The sequence below is a fragment of the Shewanella sp. c952 genome (assembly GCF_019654975.1).
Taxonomy (GTDB): domain Bacteria; phylum Pseudomonadota; class Gammaproteobacteria; order Enterobacterales; family Shewanellaceae; genus Shewanella.
The window spans coordinates 180328-199408 of the sequence record NZ_BPEW01000002.1 but is presented as its reverse complement, the minus strand read 5'-3'; the positions used below and the strand labels follow the sequence as shown (position 1 = coordinate 199408).

General features: G+C 42.6%; 22 protein-coding genes. 12 read left to right on the top strand and 10 right to left on the bottom strand.

The genetic code is table 11. The features are described 5' to 3' along the window. The first annotated feature begins 245 nt into the window (after positions 1-245). The 4 genes from K5R16_RS02675 to K5R16_RS02660 all read left to right on the top strand — a co-directional run bounded on the left by K5R16_RS02675 (position 246) and on the right by K5R16_RS02660 (position 4573). Positions 246-1277 (top strand): porin, encoded by a 1032-nt coding sequence (locus K5R16_RS02675; RefSeq protein ID WP_220736007.1) that lies wholly within the window; start codon positions 246-248, stop codon positions 1275-1277. Positions 1278-1453: 176 nt separating this feature from the next. Then, positions 1454-2338 (top strand): LysR substrate-binding domain-containing protein, encoded by an 885-nt coding sequence (locus K5R16_RS02670; protein WP_259649748.1) that lies wholly within the window; start codon positions 1454-1456, stop codon positions 2336-2338. Between the two features lie 8 nt (positions 2339-2346). Further along, the gene (locus tag K5R16_RS02665; RefSeq protein WP_220736006.1) at positions 2347-3579 is read left to right on the top strand and encodes a DUF819 domain-containing protein; all 1233 of its coding nucleotides are present in this window, start codon (positions 2347-2349) and stop codon (positions 3577-3579) included. 118 nt (positions 3580-3697) lie between these two features. Then, positions 3698-4573, top strand: coding sequence for a DMT family transporter (locus tag K5R16_RS02660; protein WP_220736005.1), 876 nt, complete (start codon positions 3698-3700; stop codon positions 4571-4573). A gap of 87 nt (positions 4574-4660) precedes the next feature. Here the strand turns inward: K5R16_RS02660 and K5R16_RS02655 are convergent, their stop codons facing one another. Next, positions 4661-5296: a phosphatase PAP2 family protein gene (locus tag K5R16_RS02655; protein WP_259649747.1), complete on the bottom strand. Its 636-nt coding sequence runs from the start codon at positions 5294-5296 to the stop codon at positions 4661-4663. A 28-nt stretch (positions 5297-5324) separates the two neighbouring features. On the opposite strand from K5R16_RS02655, the gene K5R16_RS22445 reads away from it, so the two are divergent. Then, positions 5325-5447, top strand: coding sequence for a hypothetical protein (locus tag K5R16_RS22445; RefSeq protein WP_259649746.1), 123 nt, complete (start codon positions 5325-5327; stop codon positions 5445-5447). A gap of 34 nt (positions 5448-5481) precedes the next feature. Here the strand turns inward: K5R16_RS22445 and K5R16_RS02650 are convergent, their stop codons facing one another. From K5R16_RS02650 to K5R16_RS02635, 4 genes are all read right to left on the bottom strand, one after another. Beyond that, entirely contained in the window at positions 5482-5586 is a 105-nt protein-coding gene (locus tag K5R16_RS02650) for a MetS family NSS transporter small subunit (protein WP_220736003.1), read from the bottom strand. Beyond that, on the bottom strand, positions 5583-7082 hold the full coding sequence (locus K5R16_RS02645; RefSeq protein ID WP_220736002.1) for a sodium-dependent transporter: 1500 nt from the start codon (positions 7080-7082) through the stop codon (positions 5583-5585). The genes K5R16_RS02650 and K5R16_RS02645 overlap by 4 nt, the downstream gene beginning before the upstream one ends. Before the next feature lie 142 nt (positions 7083-7224). Then, positions 7225-8199: a ketopantoate reductase family protein gene (locus K5R16_RS02640; RefSeq protein ID WP_220736001.1), complete on the bottom strand. Its 975-nt coding sequence runs from the start codon at positions 8197-8199 to the stop codon at positions 7225-7227. 38 nt (positions 8200-8237) lie between these two features. Then, positions 8238-8645, bottom strand: coding sequence for a VanZ family protein (locus K5R16_RS02635; protein ID WP_374758367.1), 408 nt, complete (start codon positions 8643-8645; stop codon positions 8238-8240). A gap of 124 nt (positions 8646-8769) precedes the next feature. Between K5R16_RS02635 and K5R16_RS02630 the strand changes: the two genes are divergently transcribed. Next, a complete protein-coding gene (locus tag K5R16_RS02630; RefSeq protein WP_220736000.1) occupies positions 8770-9255 on the top strand; it encodes a YajQ family cyclic di-GMP-binding protein in 486 nt (161 codons plus the stop codon). 65 nt (positions 9256-9320) lie between these two features. Here the strand turns inward: K5R16_RS02630 and K5R16_RS02625 are convergent, their stop codons facing one another. The 4 genes from K5R16_RS02625 to K5R16_RS02610 form a co-directional block, all read right to left on the bottom strand. Continuing rightward, positions 9321-10742 carry an MFS transporter gene (locus K5R16_RS02625; protein WP_220735999.1) on the bottom strand — a complete coding sequence of 474 codons (1422 nt, stop codon included), beginning with the start codon at positions 10740-10742 and terminating at the stop codon, positions 9321-9323. A gap of 209 nt (positions 10743-10951) precedes the next feature. Continuing rightward, positions 10952-11272: a hypothetical protein gene (locus K5R16_RS02620; RefSeq protein ID WP_220735998.1), complete on the bottom strand. Its 321-nt coding sequence runs from the start codon at positions 11270-11272 to the stop codon at positions 10952-10954. Between the two features lie 106 nt (positions 11273-11378). Further along, complete coding sequence (locus K5R16_RS02615) at positions 11379-11972, bottom strand: peptidylprolyl isomerase (protein ID WP_220735997.1); 594 nt, start codon at positions 11970-11972, stop codon at positions 11379-11381. 37 nt (positions 11973-12009) lie between these two features. Beyond that, positions 12010-12576: a YajG family lipoprotein gene (locus tag K5R16_RS02610; RefSeq protein WP_220735996.1), complete on the bottom strand. Its 567-nt coding sequence runs from the start codon at positions 12574-12576 to the stop codon at positions 12010-12012. Between the two features lie 224 nt (positions 12577-12800). Between K5R16_RS02610 and K5R16_RS02605 the strand changes: the two genes are divergently transcribed. The 3 genes from K5R16_RS02605 to K5R16_RS02595 all read left to right on the top strand — a co-directional run bounded on the left by K5R16_RS02605 (position 12801) and on the right by K5R16_RS02595 (position 15610). Then, positions 12801-13364 carry a porin family protein gene (locus K5R16_RS02605; protein ID WP_220735995.1) on the top strand — a complete coding sequence of 188 codons (564 nt, stop codon included), beginning with the start codon at positions 12801-12803 and terminating at the stop codon, positions 13362-13364. Between the two features lie 219 nt (positions 13365-13583). Continuing rightward, positions 13584-14648 (top strand): DUF2804 domain-containing protein, encoded by a 1065-nt coding sequence (locus tag K5R16_RS02600; RefSeq protein WP_220735994.1) that lies wholly within the window; start codon positions 13584-13586, stop codon positions 14646-14648. Positions 14649-14680: 32 nt separating this feature from the next. Then, entirely contained in the window at positions 14681-15610 is a 930-nt protein-coding gene (locus K5R16_RS02595) for a sterol desaturase family protein (protein ID WP_259649756.1), read from the top strand. A gap of 88 nt (positions 15611-15698) precedes the next feature. Here the strand turns inward: K5R16_RS02595 and K5R16_RS02590 are convergent, their stop codons facing one another. Then, positions 15699-16952: a methyltransferase gene (locus K5R16_RS02590; protein WP_220735993.1), complete on the bottom strand. Its 1254-nt coding sequence runs from the start codon at positions 16950-16952 to the stop codon at positions 15699-15701. Between the two features lie 117 nt (positions 16953-17069). On the opposite strand from K5R16_RS02590, the gene K5R16_RS02585 reads away from it, so the two are divergent. The 3 genes from K5R16_RS02585 to K5R16_RS02575 all read left to right on the top strand — a co-directional run bounded on the left by K5R16_RS02585 (position 17070) and on the right by K5R16_RS02575 (position 18861). Further along, entirely contained in the window at positions 17070-17735 is a 666-nt protein-coding gene (locus K5R16_RS02585; protein WP_220735992.1) for an alpha-ketoglutarate-dependent dioxygenase AlkB, read from the top strand. A 179-nt stretch (positions 17736-17914) separates the two neighbouring features. Beyond that, positions 17915-18418, top strand: coding sequence for an ACT domain-containing protein (locus K5R16_RS02580; RefSeq protein WP_220735991.1), 504 nt, complete (start codon positions 17915-17917; stop codon positions 18416-18418). A 143-nt stretch (positions 18419-18561) separates the two neighbouring features. After that, positions 18562-18861, top strand: a complete 300-nt coding sequence (locus K5R16_RS02575) for a BolA family transcriptional regulator (protein WP_220735990.1) — start codon at positions 18562-18564, stop codon at positions 18859-18861. The last annotated feature ends 220 nt before the right edge of the window (positions 18862-19081 follow it).

The window sequence follows — 19081 nt, the reverse complement described above, 5'->3', positions numbered from 1 at the left end:
TGAGCACTATTTATTTGCTAGTAGATTAGTGTCGGATGGGATTTAAAACTTAGAACTAAGTCATGTTAAAGAGCTGAATAAGTAAATGTTAAACATGTTTAAGTTTTTCTTAAAATGCTGTTTATATGTGGTGAGTGTGAGCTAAGTGTCTTTATTTATAAACCTGATTTAATAATATTTGGAACGCGAAATATAACAATAATAACTTATCACGTTTATATTTTTAATTATTCCAAGGGTGTTCTATGAAAAAATCTCTATTGTCTGCTGTTATTATATCTGTTGTTTCATTTAGCTCATTCTCTGCTTTAGCCAATGATCCACAAATCTATGGTCGACTTGATTTCTCTGTCACACATTCAGATAATGGCACGACTACCCAAAATGGAAAGTCTGGTACCGTCATTGAGAATAACTTCTCTAAAATTGGTCTAAAAGGTAGTGAGAAGATAGCCAAAGGTATTGAATTACTTTATAAAATGGAAGTGCAGGTTCATAGTGCGACTCAAAGTGATGATGTATTTACACCGAGAAATACTTATCTAGGTTTAAAGTCCAATTTGGGAACTTTTTTGGTTGGCCGTAATGATACCGTTTTTAAAACCTCAAAAGGTAATGCCGAAACATTTGCACTGACTAACGCGGCTTATAATCGGATGATTGGTGGTCAAGTGCGTAAGGGAGATGGGTTTACTTATTATTCGCCAAAAATTGCAGGTTTATTTAATTTTAATGCAACTTATTTGATGGATGATAATTACCAAGGTAATGATGATGAACAGTATGCACTAAACGTTGTATTCGGCGATAAGAAACTAAATAAATCTAATTATTATGTTTCGGCTGCATATAATACCGTGGGAGGAATTGATGCTTATAGAGGTGTTGCTCAAGTAAAGATTAACAACCTTAAGTTAGCAGGACTGTTTCAGAATACACAGAGTCAATCTTATGAAGATAAAAATGGCAATTCATACTTTGTCGCCGCTATTTATAACTTTAATGGGGTCAATCTGAAAGCTGAATATGGCAAGGATAAAGCCGGTTTCGGTAAATATTTTAAAAACAGTGCGCTAAGTTCAGCTGATTATAGTGAAGCGACTGATGTCGATATAGATTCATTGGTTATTGGTGCGGACTATAAACTGTCAAAGTCAACGACAGTATATGCCCATTTTGCTGCTTATTCAGGGGAGTACCGTATTGCTAATGCTGGTCCAATGATTGAACTCGAAGATGACAACATTACCAGTGTAAGTATCCGTTATGATTTCTAGTTGGTTGCGCTGATTTATGGCGTATAAACACTGCTTAATAAGTTTATACGCCTTGCGCTAAGTCTAATTAATCATATAAGTATTACCTGCCTAACACTTCCACTCATTGGGCTTTGATTAAACCTGCTTTCAGAGTTGCTTCAGATATAATTAATCGGATTTTTACCTGGATACTGATGATGAGAATTACGCTAAAACAACTGAGCATTTTTAAAGCTATTCATAACAGCGGCCAAATCTCTAAAGCAGCAAAAGCACTGCACATGTCAGTTCCAGCCGTTAGCATGGCGCTTAAAGAGCTTGAAAGCTCCCTAGGAAGCAGATTGTTTGATCGTAATAGCAATGGTTTGGCTATTAACGATAGTGGTACGGTGATCTTGCCCTATGCGAATGAAATGCTCTCTAAAGGAATGCAACTGGAAAAGATATTCGTAGAAAAGACTAATGGCGTAAGAGGAACACTTAAAGTCGGCAGTAGTAAAACTGCTGGTAACTATGTCTTGTCTCGTAAAATTCCGCTATTCAAGAAAAATAACCCTTTTGTTGATATCAAATTGGTTGTTGAGGACAGTATTACTATTGAAAAAATGGTCAGTGAAAAAGAACTCGACCTCGGCTTCATTGATGCAAAACCTGCCTGTAAAAACCTTAGTACTCAACAATGGATTAAAGATGATATCTGCATTGTTGCGGGTGCTGCGAACCCAATCAGTTCAATGTCGGTTTGCCCCTCGAGTCTGTCAAAAGAGTTGTGGGTGTTAGAACAATCAAGTTCGATTAGCAGGACAAGAGCGATTCAGTTACTCAAAAGTGCCAAAATCAATATTGAGCAAGAGTTGACGATGACAACCATGGGGGCGATAAAAAGAGCGATAGGAACAGGTATCGGCATTAGTGTGCTGCCTTGGTTAGCTGTCGTTGAAGAGGTTAAACGCGGTGATCTTGTTAAAATTGAGCTCGAAGGTTGGGAGCACTGCCGACACTATTGGTCAATTTATGGCGAGGATGAAGCCTTATCTGAGCTAGCGGCAAAGTTTTTAAATTTTTGTTACGCTAAGTAGATGAACCAATGATCAATTCAGATCCCATCATACTCGGTTTTGTTGCCACAACATTAGGCATTATCTTTTATACTAGTCAACTGCAGCATATTTTCTGGCAAAAGCTTTATCGGTATATCCCAGTGATGGTGATGTGTTATTTCTTACCGTCATTATTTAATGCGTTTGATTTAATCGATACGAGCAATAGCCAATTAGCTACCATTGCATCGCGCTATATCATGCCTGTTTGTCTTTGCTTATTAATTATTAGTGTTGATGTGCGAGCGTTGCTACAACAAGGGCCAAAACTTATCATCCTATACCTTATCGGTGCATTTGGTGTGGTTGTCGGTGGACCTATAACTTTGTTGGTATTCGCCTATTTTACTCCCGATAGTTTGCCTTGGGATGGTGCCAATGCTGTATGGAAAGGCATGGCTACGTTGGCCGGTAATTGGGTTGGCGGTACTGCAAATCAGTTGGCGATGAAAGAAGTGTATCAAGTTGGCGATCAAATCTTTTCAATAATGATCACTGTTAACGTAGTCTTTTCCGCGTTGTGGATGTCTTTCTTACTCTTCTGTGCCAGTCATGCCAAGGTTATTGATCGTAGGTTAAAAGCAGATACTCGACAAATTGTAAAACTACAACAATCTGCGAATAAGCTAAATACTGAATCGAAACAGATCCCAAACCTAAATGATTATATGATGATCTTTGCGGTGGGTTTTACTGTTATGGGACTAGGGCATGGCTTAGCTGACATATTGGCTCCCTTTTTTGAAAACAATTACCCACAACTGGCAAGGTATAGCTTTACGTCCGAGTTCTTTTGGATTGTGATTGTAGTGTCTGTTGTCAGTCTAGGCCTTTCTTACACCCGAGTGCGTCAATTAGAGTTGGTTGGAGCCTCTAAAGTATCGTCTATGATGCTTTACTTTTTGATCGCTATTATGGGATTGCAGATGGATATTACCTCCATTGCAGATTTTCCTATCTACTTCTTGATTGGCGCGGTATGGCTGTCAATACATGTGTTTTTTGTTGTCATCGCAGGCTATATCATGCGGGCTCCCGTTGCTTATATGGCGATCGCTAGTCAGTGTAATTTAGGCGGAGCGGCTTCATCACCAGTGGTGGCCATGGCATTTCACAAGAGTTTTGCGCCCGTAGCCGTTCTTTTCTCTGTATTTGGCTACGGTATCGCGACTTATATGGCTTGGCTATGCGGTGAGTTGCTCAAAACGATTACTCCTTAAACTGAGTACATTTATCACAGCTACAAATATTCACTATTGATACGAATGTAAGGCGTACGATGTGATTCCATTGCATAATGTCCCCCGTCGAACATTCATACTTGGTAAGCAATAGATAATGGGTTGGATTTTATTTACTTTTCTTGCGGCTGGGATGCAGGCTTGGCGTAATGCCTTTCAAAGTCAGCTCAGTAAAGAGGTTAATACTGCAGGCGTGACTCTGGCACGTTTTCTGTGGGCGACGCCAATCGCACTTATCTATTTAGTGGGATTATATACATGGCAGCCTGTGGGTTTGCCCTTTATTACGCCAACTTTCAGTCTTTATGTGCTTGCTGCTGCCGCAATGCAAATTGTCGCGACGATGATGATGGTTAAGCTGTTTAAAATGCGTAATTTTGCCGTTGGGGCAGGGCTTGCGAAGAGTGAAGCCTTAATGGCAGCCATTCTAGGGGTGATCTTCTTTGGTACCTACCTTTCTTGGCTTGGTTGGCTGGGAGTATTACTTGGCGGCGTTGCGGTTTTTATTATGAGTAGTGGTCAGAAACTAAAGCAGATCTCATTTACTACAGTCATGCTTGGCCTTGCTTGTGGCGGTGCATTTGCTTTAACTTCGTTGTGGGTAAGAGAAGCAAGCTTGAGTCTTGATTTACCCTTTCCTCATCGCGCAGCATGGGTACTGTTATTTGTTATCGCGATTCAGACCTTGGTGCTAGTGATATACGCCTACGCTGTAGATAGAAGTACAATAGATAACTTGCTTAAGCGCCCTAAACTCACTCTACTGACCAGTGTTACTAGCTGCTTAGGCTCTATCGGTTGGTTTAGCGCTATGTCACTACAAAGTGTGCCTTACGTGAAAACCCTTGGCCAGATTGAGGTGTTCTTTACGTTACTGATTGCTGCGTTTTGGCTGAAAGATAAAGTTAAAATCAGAGATGTAGCAGCATTAGTAATGATAGCGATTGCAGCAACCTTAGTGATGTGGGGCTAACGGTTAAGCCATTTTTGTACTCCGCTTAACCAGGCTGTCCTTATAGCTTAGGCTCTGTGAGACTGACAGCCGTTTAGTTTTAATCGCTCAGCGCTTGGCTCGTCGTACGAGGTAGTAGACGATTCGGATTGAGATATGGGCGCTAAATACCCCTAAGGTCGCGCCAGCGATTAGGTCGCCTAAATAGTGATAATTCTGCCCAATCTGCCCTGCGACGGCGCCTAACATCGCCATTATCCACACGACTTTAAGCTGTGGGAAACGCCACCAAAAAACGCTCACCAGTGCATAGGTAAATAGGGCATGCCCCGAGGGAAATGAGTTGTAAGCTAGGCCTTCGGCGAACGGGTGGAAACCTTCAACAGCATCGTTTATCCAAGAAGGATTGCTGCCTAATTCAGTATGGATCCAGGTCTCAGGCCAAGTGCGGCCAAAAATGAATTTGGCTCCAACACGAAAGATTGTCGCGAGGATTAACGTTATGCCTAAGCTGAGCGCTAGGGGTAAGAACTGCTTGCGACCTTTTGCGGTTACACAACTTATAATGACCATAGCCGAAAGTATTTCAAATAGCAGCGGCATTTGGCTTAAAGGCTTAAAAATGTAGCTGGCATGGCTGTGTTGATGCATCCAAGTGGCGATGTTCCTATCGAGGAACATGACGCTAAATACGGTGAGCGATAATGCGGCAAGGTACAACCAAATATGAGTTCTACTGCTCATATTTGAGGCTGGGTTTACAGGCAGTGACATGTTTGAAACAGCTAATCTAATCTTACTCATCAAAGGCTTAGCGTTAAAGGTTTTAGGTGCGTTGAGTTTAGGGACTGATAGCGCTAAGCACAAGTCACAATCGTTACCTGCAAAGCCTTAATGCCACCTTAACCATCATAGCGTGCATGTAGTGGCTATTTATTTTTTGAAGCTTTCATCGCAATAGAGATACAAATTGCAGCGCCGCCCCAGGTGATTATCAATGCCAGTATCATCATCGTCATTGCTCCTGTGCTCATAGGTTACGCTCCTCTGGTTGATTTGGGTTAGAAACAAGTCCGATGAAAATTGCACAGAACAGCATCATTGCGATGAGACCCCAACCCAAAAACAGTTGATCGGCTATTGGGTAGTCGCCGTAGCCATTTTGAATGGTGTTGATAAGGTTTTTGAAAAGGATCCCCGCCAGCATGATCGGGCTAATAAAGCGTAAGCAGATGACGAGCCATTGGCCCACGTTAAACTCACTACAGCGGTTGACGTATTCGCGTACATTAGCAAGTTTAAACAGCCAACCCATAATCAGTAGCTCTATCAAGCAACTTGTTAGTAGCGCGACATTATTAATAAAGTAATCGACTAGATCGAGCAGCAGCAAGCCACCATTGGTAGAAAATGCGAGAGAGGTGACATAGCCAAGACCACAGACTAGAAGTGCGGCTTTTTTTCTTGAGATATTCACTTTATCGATGACGGCGGATACCACGGCCTCAATAATTGATATGTGTGAACTGAGCCCCGCTACCACCAATGCTAAAAAGAACAGTGGTCCGAGAATATAAGGAATAGGCAGTAAATTAATGGCGGCAGGTATGGTGACAAAGGCCAGCCCAACGCCAGAGGTTACAACCTCAGTGATCGGTTTAGATTGCTCGGCTGCCATATAACCAAGCACCGCGAAAATCATGATACCGCCAAGAATGGAGAAACCGCAGTTTATTAGTACGGTCATAAAGGCATTGTTATTTATATCTGACTTATCAGGCAAGTAACTTGAGTAGGCAATCATGATCGCGAAGCCGACACTTAAGGTGAAGAATATCTGTCCATAAGCTGCTGACCATACCTTGGCATCGAGGATTTTACTGAAATCAGGTCGAAACAGGTAGTCTAATCCTTCTAATGCACCGGGCAGCATAATGATGCGACCTATTAGCAAAAGCACCATAATAAACAGTAGTGGCATCATGATTTTACTGGCGCGTTCGATACCAGCTTTAACACCAGAATAAACCGCCAAGCTGGTAATCGCCCAGGCTACGGTCATTGGCAGTGCGATATGAAACTGAAAGTCACCAAGTTTAGTCGGCGAGTTGTCACCTAATTGCAGGTAATTTTTAAAGAAAAAGTCATTAGTATCGACTCCCCAGCTTTGCGTAAAGGAGAAAACCAGATAAGACATGGCCCAGCCGATAATAGCCACATAGTAAACGGCAATGACTGCGGCAATAAACACTTGAAACCAACCTAACCACTCCAGCCTAAGACCAATGCTTTGTCCTAATTTTGCAAATACTTTAGGGGCGGCGCCGCGGTATTTATGGCCGAGGCTAAACTCCATTATCATAAAAGGGATCCCGGCAGACAGCATGGCAAATAGGTAAGGGATGAAAAACGCGCCACCGCCATTTTCATAAGCCATGTAGGGAAAACGCCAGATATTACCCAAACCAATTGCTGAGCCCACGGCAGCAAGGATAAAACCAGTTCTTGAGTTCCATTGTTCTCTTTGCATCAAACGCGCCTTTTGTCTTCCCGGCTAAGTCTGTCGGTAGGGAGTAATCGCTTAATTTTAGTCTGAATTCAGAATATTGCTTGGAAGCTGAAACCAGAGGCGTTGGCTGTGACGGTAACAATAATCTAACGATGGGTGGGCATTAAGCGTTGCTTGAATACCCTTGTTCTAGAGCGGTAATGCTGGCAAATAGCTGTTGATTTATCTCTGCACGGATAGTATGTCTGCTTGCCATCAGCACTATAAAACCATTGATAGCTTCTATTTCGGTTTTTCGCTGGTGCTGAACATCCTGATGCATTGAAGAATAGTTTGACGCTGTCAGTTCAATTACTTGATATACACGAGTTAGTAGCCCCTCTAAATCAAGCACAATTGATTCCGCTGCGGCAACTTGTACTAATTCAGTGACGGCTGCAGTGATAATGTTTCGATACTGCTCAGCAGCCAGTTCGCCATTGCGACAATTATGTATTGCAGTCAGTGGGTTGATAGCAACGTTTATGGCTAATTTTTGCCATAGCATTGGCATTATATCTTCATACCATTGGCTCTGTGGAATGCATGATAGCAATGTTCTTTTAACTGTTTCATTCATTAATGCACCAGAAAAAGCGCCCAGTTGAGTGACACCTTGGCCTGTTTGTGCTGTATGCCAAGGAGACTGCTTTAGTGCCCCTTGGGAGGTTGTGCCTAAGCTTAACCCTTGGCCGTTGAGCATTTGAGAAACGTCGAGGTGAGGGCCCATGCCATTGTGCAGCAGTAAAATATGGCAATTGGGACTGAGTAACTTAATGATTGGTTTAAGTGCTGCAATCACTTGATAGGCCTTTACACAAACGATGAGTAACTGTGTCTTTAGCAGTTTGTGCGACCAATCATTACGGCCAACAAACTCTGCCATTTGAGTTGTTTGCTGTTGGGCCAAATTAGTAAAAGTAAGGCTTTGCTGTTGTGAGGTTTCAGTGCGGCTAATAAAGTTAATCGACACGGCATTGCTATGATTGGCACTGGATAATTGCTGGTAAATTAGCTGCCCAATCGCACCTGCACCAACAATAGATATCTGGGGTTGCGTGTGAGCCTCATCGGCTGCTGACTGACTGATTAAACTCATTGATAAGTTTGACTCGTTGATTAAAACAACACTCGTGATTAGCTTACGCTATTGTCGACAAGCTTACTGGCTTTAAAGTATCTTTTGTAGAGCCATTGAGTGAGGTAGAACAGTAAGATACCAACCATATCAGCAACAACATCAGCAAAAGAGGCGCTACGATAGGAGAGTTGCGATTGGACCATTTCGATAAAAATAGCGTAGAAAGCTAACACAACTGCCAATATGTACCATCTGGGCTTAAAGGCGAAGTAAGTTAGGTATGAGAGAACAAAAAAGCTACCTATATGGCCAATTTTATCAAAGTGAGGGATGGTGTTGATGTTGTAGCTTGGCTTTGAAAAAACCAAGTAACTGACAACCACTAAGGTTACCGCTAGGGCTAGCTTGAATATATTCTGTCGATTGATCACATCATACACACTAAAGATATTTGTTCTCATCATAGAAAAATAGCCGATTAAAGTCACCAATAACTATGCTTACTATCAATTAAATCTCGTTCGGCTCTTCAAGTCGCCGCTGTTCGTGGGTAAAATACGCTCAAATTAATCTATAAGAGCCAAACGCATGCCTTCAATGGATATTGTTTCAGAAGTGAATGAAGTCGAATTACGTAACGCTGTAGACAACTCGGTACGTGAATTAAAGAGTCGTTTCGATTTTCGTGGCAAGGAAGCGAGCATCGAATATAAAGATCACGTGGTAACACTGTCGGCTGAAGATGATTTTCAATGCCAGCAGTTGGTCGATATCCTGCGCATGCAGATGAGTAAGCGTAATGTTGATCCTAAGTCGATGGATGTCGATGACAAAGCAGTGCATAGCGGTAAAACCTTTTCTTTACGCGTGAAGTTTAAAGAAGGCATTGAGACGTTAATTGCTAAGAAGTTGGTTAAGCAGATAAAAGATAGCAAACTTAAGGTACAGTCTTCGATTCAAGGAGACTCTGTGCGGGTAACGGGTAAGAAGCGTGACGATCTACAAGCGGTAATGGCTTTAGCTCGCGAAGCTGATCTTGGCCAGCCATTTCAATTTAATAACTTCCGCGATTAACCTATTTGATCAAGACTAACGCACCAAATAGGTTCGCGGTCGTTGATAATCTAAAGAGCTCACCGTTAACTGTTGAGCTCTTTTTGTTGCGCTAAGCTTTCTGTTGAGTCTGTTTTTGTATCGGGGACATATTTCTGTACCAATATAATTAGCCCAAGTACCGGGAAGCCAATTAAGCTGGCGCCGATAAAGAAGCTGACGTAATCATAGGCATCAATATAAGCGCCGGAGAACCCTGCAACAAACTTAGGAAACAGCAACATAATTGAGGATAGTAATGCATATTGTGTTGCGCTATATCCGGTACTCGTCAGACTCGACAAATAAGCGATAAAGGCCGCAGTCGCGACGCCACCACTAAAGTTATCGACTGAAATCGCCAGCGTTAAAAACGGCACGTTATAACCAAGTACCGCTTGATAAGCAAACAGTAAGTTGGTGGTAGCCACAAGAAACGCACCCAAAAACAGCGTTTTCATGGTGCCATATTTAGCAACTAATAACCCGCCAGCACCAGCGCCCACTAAGGTCATAATCAGGCCATAGACTTTACTTAAGGTGGCAATTTCCGCTTTAGAGAATCCCATGTCGACGTAAAATACGTTAGCCATCACGCCCATCACGATATCTGAGATGCGGTAGGTAGAGATTAACAATAAGATCAGCAGTGCGCTTTTGCCGTAGCGTTTAAAGAAATCAAGAAAAGGCAATACACTTGCGGTGTATAACCAAGATAGAGCACCTGCTACAGCGCGCGGATAACGCTGTGAAAACTTTTGTTTAAGCTCTGCTTCTTTTGCATCAGCCTCTTTGGCTTCTACTTGCGGTTCGGCGCTAAATAGGGTGGTGATTATACCTATCGACATTAGTCCAGCCATTGCTAAATAAGCTGTTTGCCAAGACTCGAGACTATAAGCCTCGCTGCTGGGCTCAACCCAAGCTGCTATCGTTAATGCACCCGCGGTGGCGATAATCATTGCACTGCGATAACCCACTTGGTAGGCGGCTGCTAATGCTGCTTGCATCTTTTCTGAGGCGGATTCAATTCTAAATGCATCGATAACAATATCTTGTGTTGCTGACGCAAAAGCAACCATCAGAGCAAATAGTGCGAGCTTATCAATGTCGACCAAGGGATCACTTTGACTCATTCCCATGATGGCAAGCACCAAAGTCAGTTGCGCGAAGATCATCCAACCGCGGCGGCGACCTAAAAAGCGGGTTAATAAGGGGAATGACATACGATCAACCAGTGGTGACCATGCCCATTTAAAACCATAAACTAAAGCAATCCAGCTGAAGTAGCCGATAGCAGTTCTATCAACTCCCGCTTCTCTGAGCCAAAAAGATAATGTCGAAAAAACCAGCATCAAGGGTAAGCCTGCAGAAAACCCAAGCAACAATAGGCTTAGAACCCGTTTATGGCAGTAGATGGAGAGTGAATCTTTAATGCGTTGGAAATAGGAAAGCTTGGTCACTGAAGGCATATGCTTGCTTAACAAGTAAAGATAGAACTAGCTTACGGTGCAGTGAGTTTGGGTTCAAGGGAATAATACAGTTCTAACTCGCTAACTGTGCATTGATACTGGTGTCACTGAGAAATTGTGCGACGCTGAAAAGATTCAGCCACTAAAAAGCCCAAACCGAAAAGGTTTGGGCTTGGGGTGTAGCTTTTAGTTTTAGCTTTAGATAAGAACTAAGGCCTGATCCCTACACATCCTTGAGGAATTTGACCACCAATACTTAGGTAGTCGCAACAGTCGTCTACCTGTTGCCTCAAGAACTGATTACCTCTGATTGCCCAACTGGGCCATCTATCGAAGGAATGCAGTAGGTGCCAAAACACACGTTCCATATCCGTTTGCGCATCACCCTGATGGTCATACATCTGCCACTCTTCTAGGGTGTCCCATAGATATAGCTGGATTTCATTGAAATCGAGTTGATTACTTAAAAACGCTTTTCCGTAGAAAGCCAGCTGGGGCGCTTTATCATCAATGAACTGATTTGGTGTCATTGAACCGCCTCCTTTTGCTTTAGCAATATCAGTATAGAAGGTCTTTTAGATTTTTTGCTCAATATTTTTTGAATGTTTTATAAAATATCCAAAAAACACTAATTAGCTAGTCTCTAGGTAATAGTGTTGCCCGCTTAAGGATGATATCTTCAACGGGAAAGTCAGGCCATTCGAGCTTGTTATTAAACTCTGTGGGTACTAAAGCCATTGCGGCTAATACTTCCATTCCTGAAGTCACTTCGCCAAATACAGCGTAGCCCCAGCGGCGAGATGAAGGGTCTAACTTTTCATTATCGACCACGTTGAAGTAAAACTGGCTGGTGGCGCTATGGGGCTCATTTTCCCGTGCCATAGCAATAGTACCAGTAAGATTAGATAGACCATTTCCAGATTCATTGACGATGGGCTCGCCCGTTGGTCGTTCCTCTTTCTCTAAATCTAAACCACCACCTTGCACCACGAAATCTGCAATAACGCGGTGGAACAGAGTGTTGTCGTAGTGACCCTTCACGACATAAGTAAGAAAGTTATCAACAGTAAGCGGTGCTCTAGTTCTATCTAGCTCAACCACAATTTTTCCCATGCTAGTATCAAATTCAACTTGTGGATAAAGAGTATTGGGCTGAATATCAACCGCATTGGCAAACGGTGTGAGTAGTATTGCGACGAGGCTAATACATTTTATCGTCCAAGATTTCATAATCTTCCTTTGCTGTATTTGTGGGTGTTGGCTGCGTTTATTGTTGAATGAACTGATTTAGCTCGGGATCGTTAATAATATCGTGTGTCAGTTCGCCAAGTAACTTGTTCATTTCAAGCTCTAGCGTGGCAAAGTCTGCACTGAATGGCCCTTTTAGTAGGCCTTTTGCGCGGTAGCGCTTGGTCAACGACTGATTGGTATTTTGTGCTATTACATTGATAACAATCTGGCTATTTGCTTCAAAGCCAAAGGTGCCTTCATCAACGTCGGTTAATAATTGTTCCAATTGGATCTGTAGGTGCTTGACTGAACTCGGATCGACACGGTATCCCGCTTGTGAAAACCCATCCCTAAATACTTGATCCATCTGCACTCGCGGTGCTTCGCTAGGACTCACTAGGCGAGCTGCATTGTCGCCATCATTAAACCTGACAATAAAATTGGCTGAACGTGTGTCGATAGTGTCTATCGCGATAGGCAGTTCAATATCTGATTGCTGGGTAATATTTGGAACTTCTGGGTTTAATGCTATATGAGTTGGTGCCTGACTGGCGCAACCTATAACGGTAAATGCCGCGGCTATCACTAAAATAAGAGGTTTCATTGTCACTGTTTTTGTCAAAAATTAGATGGCATCAGCATACCAGAACAGGATCTGAATTCCACAGTTGAGATGACTTTTGATGCGTTAGCACTTTAGACTGAATTTTTGGTAGATTCTGTTGTAAATATCGATATATGATGCAAACGCAGTGTAACTGAACTGTTTATTTATTAATGGATTAGTGGATCCCACTAATTTTATAAAAGTGTATTAAGGGAATCAATATGCGTATTTTAACACTCGTTGTAGCCGGGTTATTGAGTTGCGGTGCTATGGCCGCTCAAGGTGAACATGTTGTTGGCGGTAGTGTAGGCTATGGTTTTAATGATTTTGATGGGTTAGCGGATGATGACTCAGGTGATGGTGATAACTTTGTTTATGATATCTACTATCGCTATATGTGGCACGATAACTTTGGTATTGAAGCGGGCTACTTTGCTGGAGATGCTGGAATAGCCTCAGCGTTTACAAGCATTTTTACTGGTATTAAGAATGTCGAATATTCCGGTTTTAGAGCCGCGCTTTATGGTCAATATATGTTGTCTGAAAGAAACCGCTTATATGCCAAGTTAGGTGTGAGTGCGAACGAACTTAGCTATGACAAAGGTCGTCCATTTTCTAGTGGTGAATTCACTCATGAGAGTGAAAGCGATCAAGACCTGTACACTGCAGTCGGTTGGGAGGTTCGATTTCACTCAGGCTTTGGTATGAATATTGAGTACCAATATATCCCAGTGCAGCAGTTAACCGCGCAGAACCTAAACTTCGGTATAAGCTATCAATTTTAGCAAGCTCAGTTGAGGAGGATGTGACGCCTTTACTAAAGGCGTCACATGAATACCTTTTCTAGAACGCCTTCCATCTTACACGTACTTCCCAGCATCCTGCTTTATCGTTAAACAGTATTCCTTTACAGTTTGATAACAAAAAATGCGCTAATTGCTTTTAACCTAGGTCAGTTCCAGTTAGAGTAAAAGGTCAAATGTATTCAGAGGGATGGTCTATTAATGTCTTCTATTAGCGTGCCATGGGCGCCTAAAATATTGACAAGTTTGGCGGCACCGCAGTCTCTTATTGATGATACTGGTCAGCCAGTATATGGACACTTTGATGGTCCAGTTACTGAACTTGGCGTGGATAAATTTCGCTACTTTGATGAAATGGATAAACCTGCTTCAAGCTGGGCAAATCGATTCGATTATAAGCAGTTCCAGTTTGTCAGTATTGTGACTCCCCATTACATTATTGGGGTTGCGCTTGCAGACATCCGTTACGTTGGAAGTGCGTTTTGTTATCTGTATGACATTAAGAAAAATAGCTTAATTGAAGCTAGCTGGCTTAAACCGTTGGGCATGGGATATCAAATGTCCGAATCTCCGATGCAAGGAAATGCCGGCATCAAAGGCGCAAAAGGCGAGATCCAGTTTGATATTGAGCAGGGGCTGTGGCGAGTAAAGCTCAATACCCTTGGTATAGACGCTGATCTGATTTTACAACCAGAGCCATTGAGTTTGCCCATGGCGATGTGTAATCCAACGGGGTACAGCGGCTGGACTTACACTCAAAAACATAATGCGTTAACGGTAAAAGGTAAGCTGGTGATTAATCACGAGCCACAACCCTTGCAAAGAGTTACTGCTGGCTATGATTTCAGCGCAGGTTTTATGCGCCGGGAAACCAGTTGGCGCTGGGCAAGTATTAATGCGCTAACAGACACAGGCAGTATTGGGTTAAATCTTGCGGCGGGAGTGAATGAGACAGGCTGTAATGAAAATGCCTTTTGGATTGATGGTGAGCGGCATTTACTGGGAGCGGTTCATTTTGATTTCACTCGCCAAATAACAAAAAATCAGCAAGCAAGTTGTTGGCGGATCTATTCCGACAATGGCCAAGTTGAACTCAATTTTACCCCGCTTAACTGCCGCCAGAAAAAACTGAACCTTTGGTTGATAAAGAGTAACTTTAGGCAGTATTTAGGCCATTACAGTGGCTATGTCATTGATAATCTAGGTAATAGACATCAGTTAGATAATGTATTGGGCTTAACTGAAGATCACTTTGCTCGTTGGTAATGAAAAAGGATTTATAGGAAATGGATAACAAGATGGATTTTAATTCACTGATCTCACACCCGGAAGTACTACTTTTGGTGCTCGCGCCAATCTTTTTCGTCTGTATTTTGTTGGAATGGTATATTGGAGATAGGCAAAATAGGCTGCCACTTAATGCCCGTTATCACTTGCCTGAAGTGATGTGCAACTTTGGCTTAGCGGCGATGCATCAATTAACCGATATTGTTACCGGCTTGCTTATTGCTAAGTTGTATCTGATATTTTTTGGTTGGCGGCTATTTGATATTGAGATGAATGCAGCCACGTTTGTGGCGCTGATGGTTGCACAGGATTTTTGTTACTACTGGTTCCATCGAGCGAGTCATAGTATTCGTTGGATGTGGGCGGCGCATGTGGCGCATCACAGCTCAGAGAACATGAATTTCAGCACCGCATTTAGACAAAGCTTAATGTATCCATTGGCGGGAATGTGGATTTTTTGGGTACCACTGGTGGTTGTTGGTTTCGATCCTAACTGGGTGGTGTTTGTGGTACTGCTCAATCTTGGCCTGCAGTTCTTTGTCCATACTCAAGCGGTCAAATCCCTAGGGATCTTAGAGTGGGTGATTAATACGCCGTCTCACCATCGAGTACATCATGGTCGTAATCCGCAATATATCGATAAAAACTATGCCGGCATTCTTATCATTTGGGACCGTATGTTTGGCACATTTGAAAAAGAAGTTGAAACGGTTGAGTACGGTATTACTAAACCCATTAATAGCTTCAACCCTTTAGTGGTGACCTTTACTGAGTGGCGCGATATGTTTAAAGAAGCATTTAGTGCCAATTTAAGCCCATTACAGCGCTTTAATGTATTATTTGCACCGCCAGCCACTGCAGAGGTTCAATCGAATCAGCAACCGAATGCTGGTGATGGCTCTGAGAGTGATAACTCCAAAGACGTGGCTGAAGTGAAGTAGCTGGCTAGCGAGTTGATACCGATTGTTAAGCGCTAATGAAAACGGTGAGCTAATGGCTCACCGTTTTATTCTATAACTTGCTGTATATCTAACTGTTTGGCTTACCGTATAACCCGCTTTGAGGATGCGGGATTTCTGATGTCTGTTCTATTGCTGTGTCGGCGTCAACTTCAGGATCTTGGGCTTTCTTACTGATTTTCTGTGCCTGCAAAATAACAAATTTTCCATTTGAGGCTACCGTAGTACAGTTTTTGAAAATACGCTGTAGCTTAATGTGATAAGCCAAATGACGATTGCCCACAACATGCAAAATCCCACCATTCTTTAAGCGCCTAAATGCATCAAGGAACATCTGCCAGGCAATATGATCGGTAATCGCTTCACCTTGGTGAAAGGGCGGGTTGCACAGTATCAGATCTGGACGGAAGCCTTCATTCATATGGGTTAAACAATCATCCCACGCAAAAGTGGCTTGTTCACCGACAAGTTCAGGGTTATCTAGCTTGTTAAGCGTCCAGTTGTCTTTTGCTGAAGCAACTGCCATTTCAGAATCATCAATAAAGTGGATATAAGCTTCTGGAAAGCATTGTTTGGCATGCAGACCTAAAATTCCGTTACCACAGCCCAAATCGACGATTGATTTAAACTCACCTTTTGGCATGTTATCGAGCATGATGCGGGCGCCAATATCAAGTTTATTCGCGGCAAATACATTACTTAGGTTGGTGATTTGCAAATTACACTCAGGGACTAACCAATTGGTGGTTGTCGGTAATGGGCGCGGCTTACCATCTGCGATACAGGTAATCACTCGGGTTTTCTTCCAAGTTAAGCTTGCACTAGCTTCTCCCAGATGACGAGCGATGGTTTCAAGCAGTGATTTATTGATTGATTTAGCTTTAGCGCCAATCAACACTGGTGTTCCAGCCGGTAAAACTTGCGATAACCTCTTTAGCTGGTGGCTAAAGTAATTAAGGTTCTTAGGCAGTTTCATCAATACCAGCTCGATACCTTGTGGCAATTCATCACGGCTATTAACCCAGCTAAGGCTAGCGTCATTTAACTGGTTACGGGTTAAGTTTTGAGTTGTGCCTAACAAACTGGTTTTAGCATCAGTTTCAAGCGTAAGCGGCCAGTCTGCAGCGATTGATAACAAGCCCGCGGTTAACGCACCGAAGCTATCGTTTATAATGGCGCTATTAACGGCTTTCTGCTCATTATCGACTAAGTGTTTTATCAGGTGCTCATCAGCAGCGTCCCATGCCTGCAGATTCGACTCTTGTCTGCTAGGGTAACGGAAGAGTTCGAGTTCAATACCCGATACTGAAAATTGTGTCGTCATATGCCAATAAGTACCTAATAAAAGAGGGCGCGTATTATCGCAGATTTATGATCTTAGGTATATGTTAGTTCGATAGCAATACAGTTAATGATTTAGTGAGTAGAAGAGGAGAGGGGCATGAAGCAAAAAGGCTTTGGTTTTGATGAGCAGACGCCTCTGCAGCCAACCGCGAGTAAAAATCAAATGCCGGAGGAGTTAGCCGCCAATAAAGCTGCTATGCACTACACATTAATAAGGGGCTATCTCAATAAAGCACAGCAGCAGGCTTTGTTAATTGAAGCTAAGAGCTACCCAATGACACGCCCAGAACTAACCGTTTATGGTAAAAGCCATCCGATACCACGTAGCCAAGTTTGGTTTGCCGATAAAGGTTGCGATTATTACTACTCAGGACTTTTTATTGAGTCACTGCCTTGGCCGAAATATGCCGAGAAGCTAAGGCTCAAGCTTATGCGAGATTATTCATTAGTGAGTAACGGTGTACTCGTTAACTGCTATCGTGATGGTACTGAATCGATGGGCTGGCACAGTGATGATGAAAAAGAGATTGAGTTCGGTAGTGATATTGCTTCGGTAACCATAGGTGCCAGTCGAGAGTTTTTTATTCGGCATAAACTGACTAAAGAAAAAACAGTCCTAACTTTAAATAGTGGCGATCTATTGATTATGCACTGGCCAATGCAGCAGCACTGGGAGCATGCACTGCCTAAGCGAATGCGAGTGAAACAAACGAGAATTAACTATACTTTTAGAAAGTTGATAGTCGGCTTTCATGCATCTTGATTTGTGATGCTAATTTGCTCGATTTTGCTATCCAGTTCGCACTTTACGGTAAATATTTACTCTATGCTTGATATAGCCGCGAGGGGGCTGATTGTCATAGTGGGTGTTTTCTGCTGTGCTAGATAGCTGACTTGCCAACAATTTTCCATTCAAGCTTTAGCTGCAGTTAGGAGTTTTCAATGAAAAAGATGTATATAGCAACCGTACTGGGCGAAGTGACTCCTGGCGTGATTAAAGCGCTTGCCCAGCTGACCCGTGAATCCGGCGGCGAATGGATAACCAGTAAAGTGATTAAAGTTGATCATCATTTTGCGGCATTGTTAAAGATAGCAATTGAAGAGGAAAAGGCTGAACCGTTAAAGCTAATGCTTAAAAGCCAGTTTCCTAAACTTAACTTGATGTTTGAACCCTCTAATAGCGCTGATCTACATAATTTAAGGGCGGTAAATTTTAATGTTGATTGCAAGGATCGTCCAGGACTGACTCGAGATATAGTTGATGTGTTAGTCAATTTAGATTTGGCAATCGAACATATGGAGTTTAATCGTGTCCATGTATCAGTGATTGGCGAAACAATGTTTACCTCTAAGTTGACCGTTTTACTGCCTATAGAGGTCAGCAATGCCAGTGTATTAGAGTTATTGGAAGGCGTGTCTGAAGGCTTAAGAGCGAGTGTTATTTAAGTTTGGGCCATTGGCAATTGTAGGCCTGCTGATAACTTATATTTTAGTGGTGGGCAGTCTCAGTAATTTTGCTGACAGTTGATCTTTTCGGCTCATGGCAGTAACCTGCCGCAATCGGATTTATGCCATTTGAGAACCTCGTTATGTCAGTTGAAAAGATCATTACCGAAAAACTCACCGCCGCACTTTCACCGTCACATTTAGAAGTGATCAATGAAAGTCATAACCATCATGTACCGCCAAACTCAGAAACTCACTTTAAAGTGATTATTAGCAGTAGCCAATTCGATGGTAAACGCCTTATAGGTCGTCATCGTGCTGTTAATGAGGCGCTTGCTGAAGAGTTTGCTCAAGGACTACATGCATTGTCTATGCATACCTTTACCCCTGAAGAGTGGGCTCTAGAGTCTGCTGTACCAGCTTCGCCTAAATGTAAAGGCTAGAGGTATTTGCTTCACGTGCACTAAAAATCACAGCATTGCTGTGATTTTTCGTTTTACCCCCAAATAAGTCATAGCTCACCTATAAGGAGTTAATGGGTTATTTTGATGCTGTTTTAAACGCAAGCTGCCATTCATTTACTGCTGTAAACTCTACTTTTAAGCTGATAATTCGTGACGTTCTCGTGAAACATATTCTTGTGTGAGTTTGTGCTTATAAAAA

Coding starts and splice junctions, on each gene's coding strand:
- K5R16_RS02675 (WP_220736007.1), top strand. CDS start 246: ATGAAAAAATCTCTATTGTCTGCTGTTATTATATCTGTTGTTTCATTT.
- K5R16_RS02670 (WP_259649748.1), top strand. CDS start 1,454: ATGATGAGAATTACGCTAAAACAACTGAGCATTTTTAAAGCTATTCAT.
- K5R16_RS02665 (WP_220736006.1), top strand. CDS start 2,347: ATGATCAATTCAGATCCCATCATACTCGGTTTTGTTGCCACAACATTA.
- K5R16_RS02660 (WP_220736005.1), top strand. CDS start 3,698: ATGGGTTGGATTTTATTTACTTTTCTTGCGGCTGGGATGCAGGCTTGG.
- K5R16_RS02655 (WP_259649747.1), bottom strand. CDS start 5,296: ATGAGCAGTAGAACTCATATTTGGTTGTACCTTGCCGCATTATCGCTC.
- K5R16_RS22445 (WP_259649746.1), top strand. CDS start 5,325: ATGTTTGAAACAGCTAATCTAATCTTACTCATCAAAGGCTTAGCGTTA.
- K5R16_RS02650 (WP_220736003.1), bottom strand. CDS start 5,586: ATGAGCACAGGAGCAATGACGATGATGATACTGGCATTGATAATCACC.
- K5R16_RS02645 (WP_220736002.1), bottom strand. CDS start 7,082: ATGCAAAGAGAACAATGGAACTCAAGAACTGGTTTTATCCTTGCTGCC.
- K5R16_RS02640 (WP_220736001.1), bottom strand. CDS start 8,199: ATGAGTTTAATCAGTCAGTCAGCAGCCGATGAGGCTCACACGCAACCC.
- K5R16_RS02635 (WP_374758367.1), bottom strand. CDS start 8,645: ATGATGAGAACAAATATCTTTAGTGTGTATGATGTGATCAATCGACAG.
- K5R16_RS02630 (WP_220736000.1), top strand. CDS start 8,770: ATGCCTTCAATGGATATTGTTTCAGAAGTGAATGAAGTCGAATTACGT.
- K5R16_RS02625 (WP_220735999.1), bottom strand. CDS start 10,742: ATGCCTTCAGTGACCAAGCTTTCCTATTTCCAACGCATTAAAGATTCA.
- K5R16_RS02620 (WP_220735998.1), bottom strand. CDS start 11,272: ATGACACCAAATCAGTTCATTGATGATAAAGCGCCCCAGCTGGCTTTC.
- K5R16_RS02615 (WP_220735997.1), bottom strand. CDS start 11,972: ATGAAATCTTGGACGATAAAATGTATTAGCCTCGTCGCAATACTACTC.
- K5R16_RS02610 (WP_220735996.1), bottom strand. CDS start 12,576: ATGAAACCTCTTATTTTAGTGATAGCCGCGGCATTTACCGTTATAGGT.
- K5R16_RS02605 (WP_220735995.1), top strand. CDS start 12,801: ATGCGTATTTTAACACTCGTTGTAGCCGGGTTATTGAGTTGCGGTGCT.
- K5R16_RS02600 (WP_220735994.1), top strand. CDS start 13,584: ATGTCTTCTATTAGCGTGCCATGGGCGCCTAAAATATTGACAAGTTTG.
- K5R16_RS02595 (WP_259649756.1), top strand. CDS start 14,681: ATGGATTTTAATTCACTGATCTCACACCCGGAAGTACTACTTTTGGTG.
- K5R16_RS02590 (WP_220735993.1), bottom strand. CDS start 16,952: ATGACGACACAATTTTCAGTATCGGGTATTGAACTCGAACTCTTCCGT.
- K5R16_RS02585 (WP_220735992.1), top strand. CDS start 17,070: ATGAAGCAAAAAGGCTTTGGTTTTGATGAGCAGACGCCTCTGCAGCCA.
- K5R16_RS02580 (WP_220735991.1), top strand. CDS start 17,915: ATGAAAAAGATGTATATAGCAACCGTACTGGGCGAAGTGACTCCTGGC.
- K5R16_RS02575 (WP_220735990.1), top strand. CDS start 18,562: ATGTCAGTTGAAAAGATCATTACCGAAAAACTCACCGCCGCACTTTCA.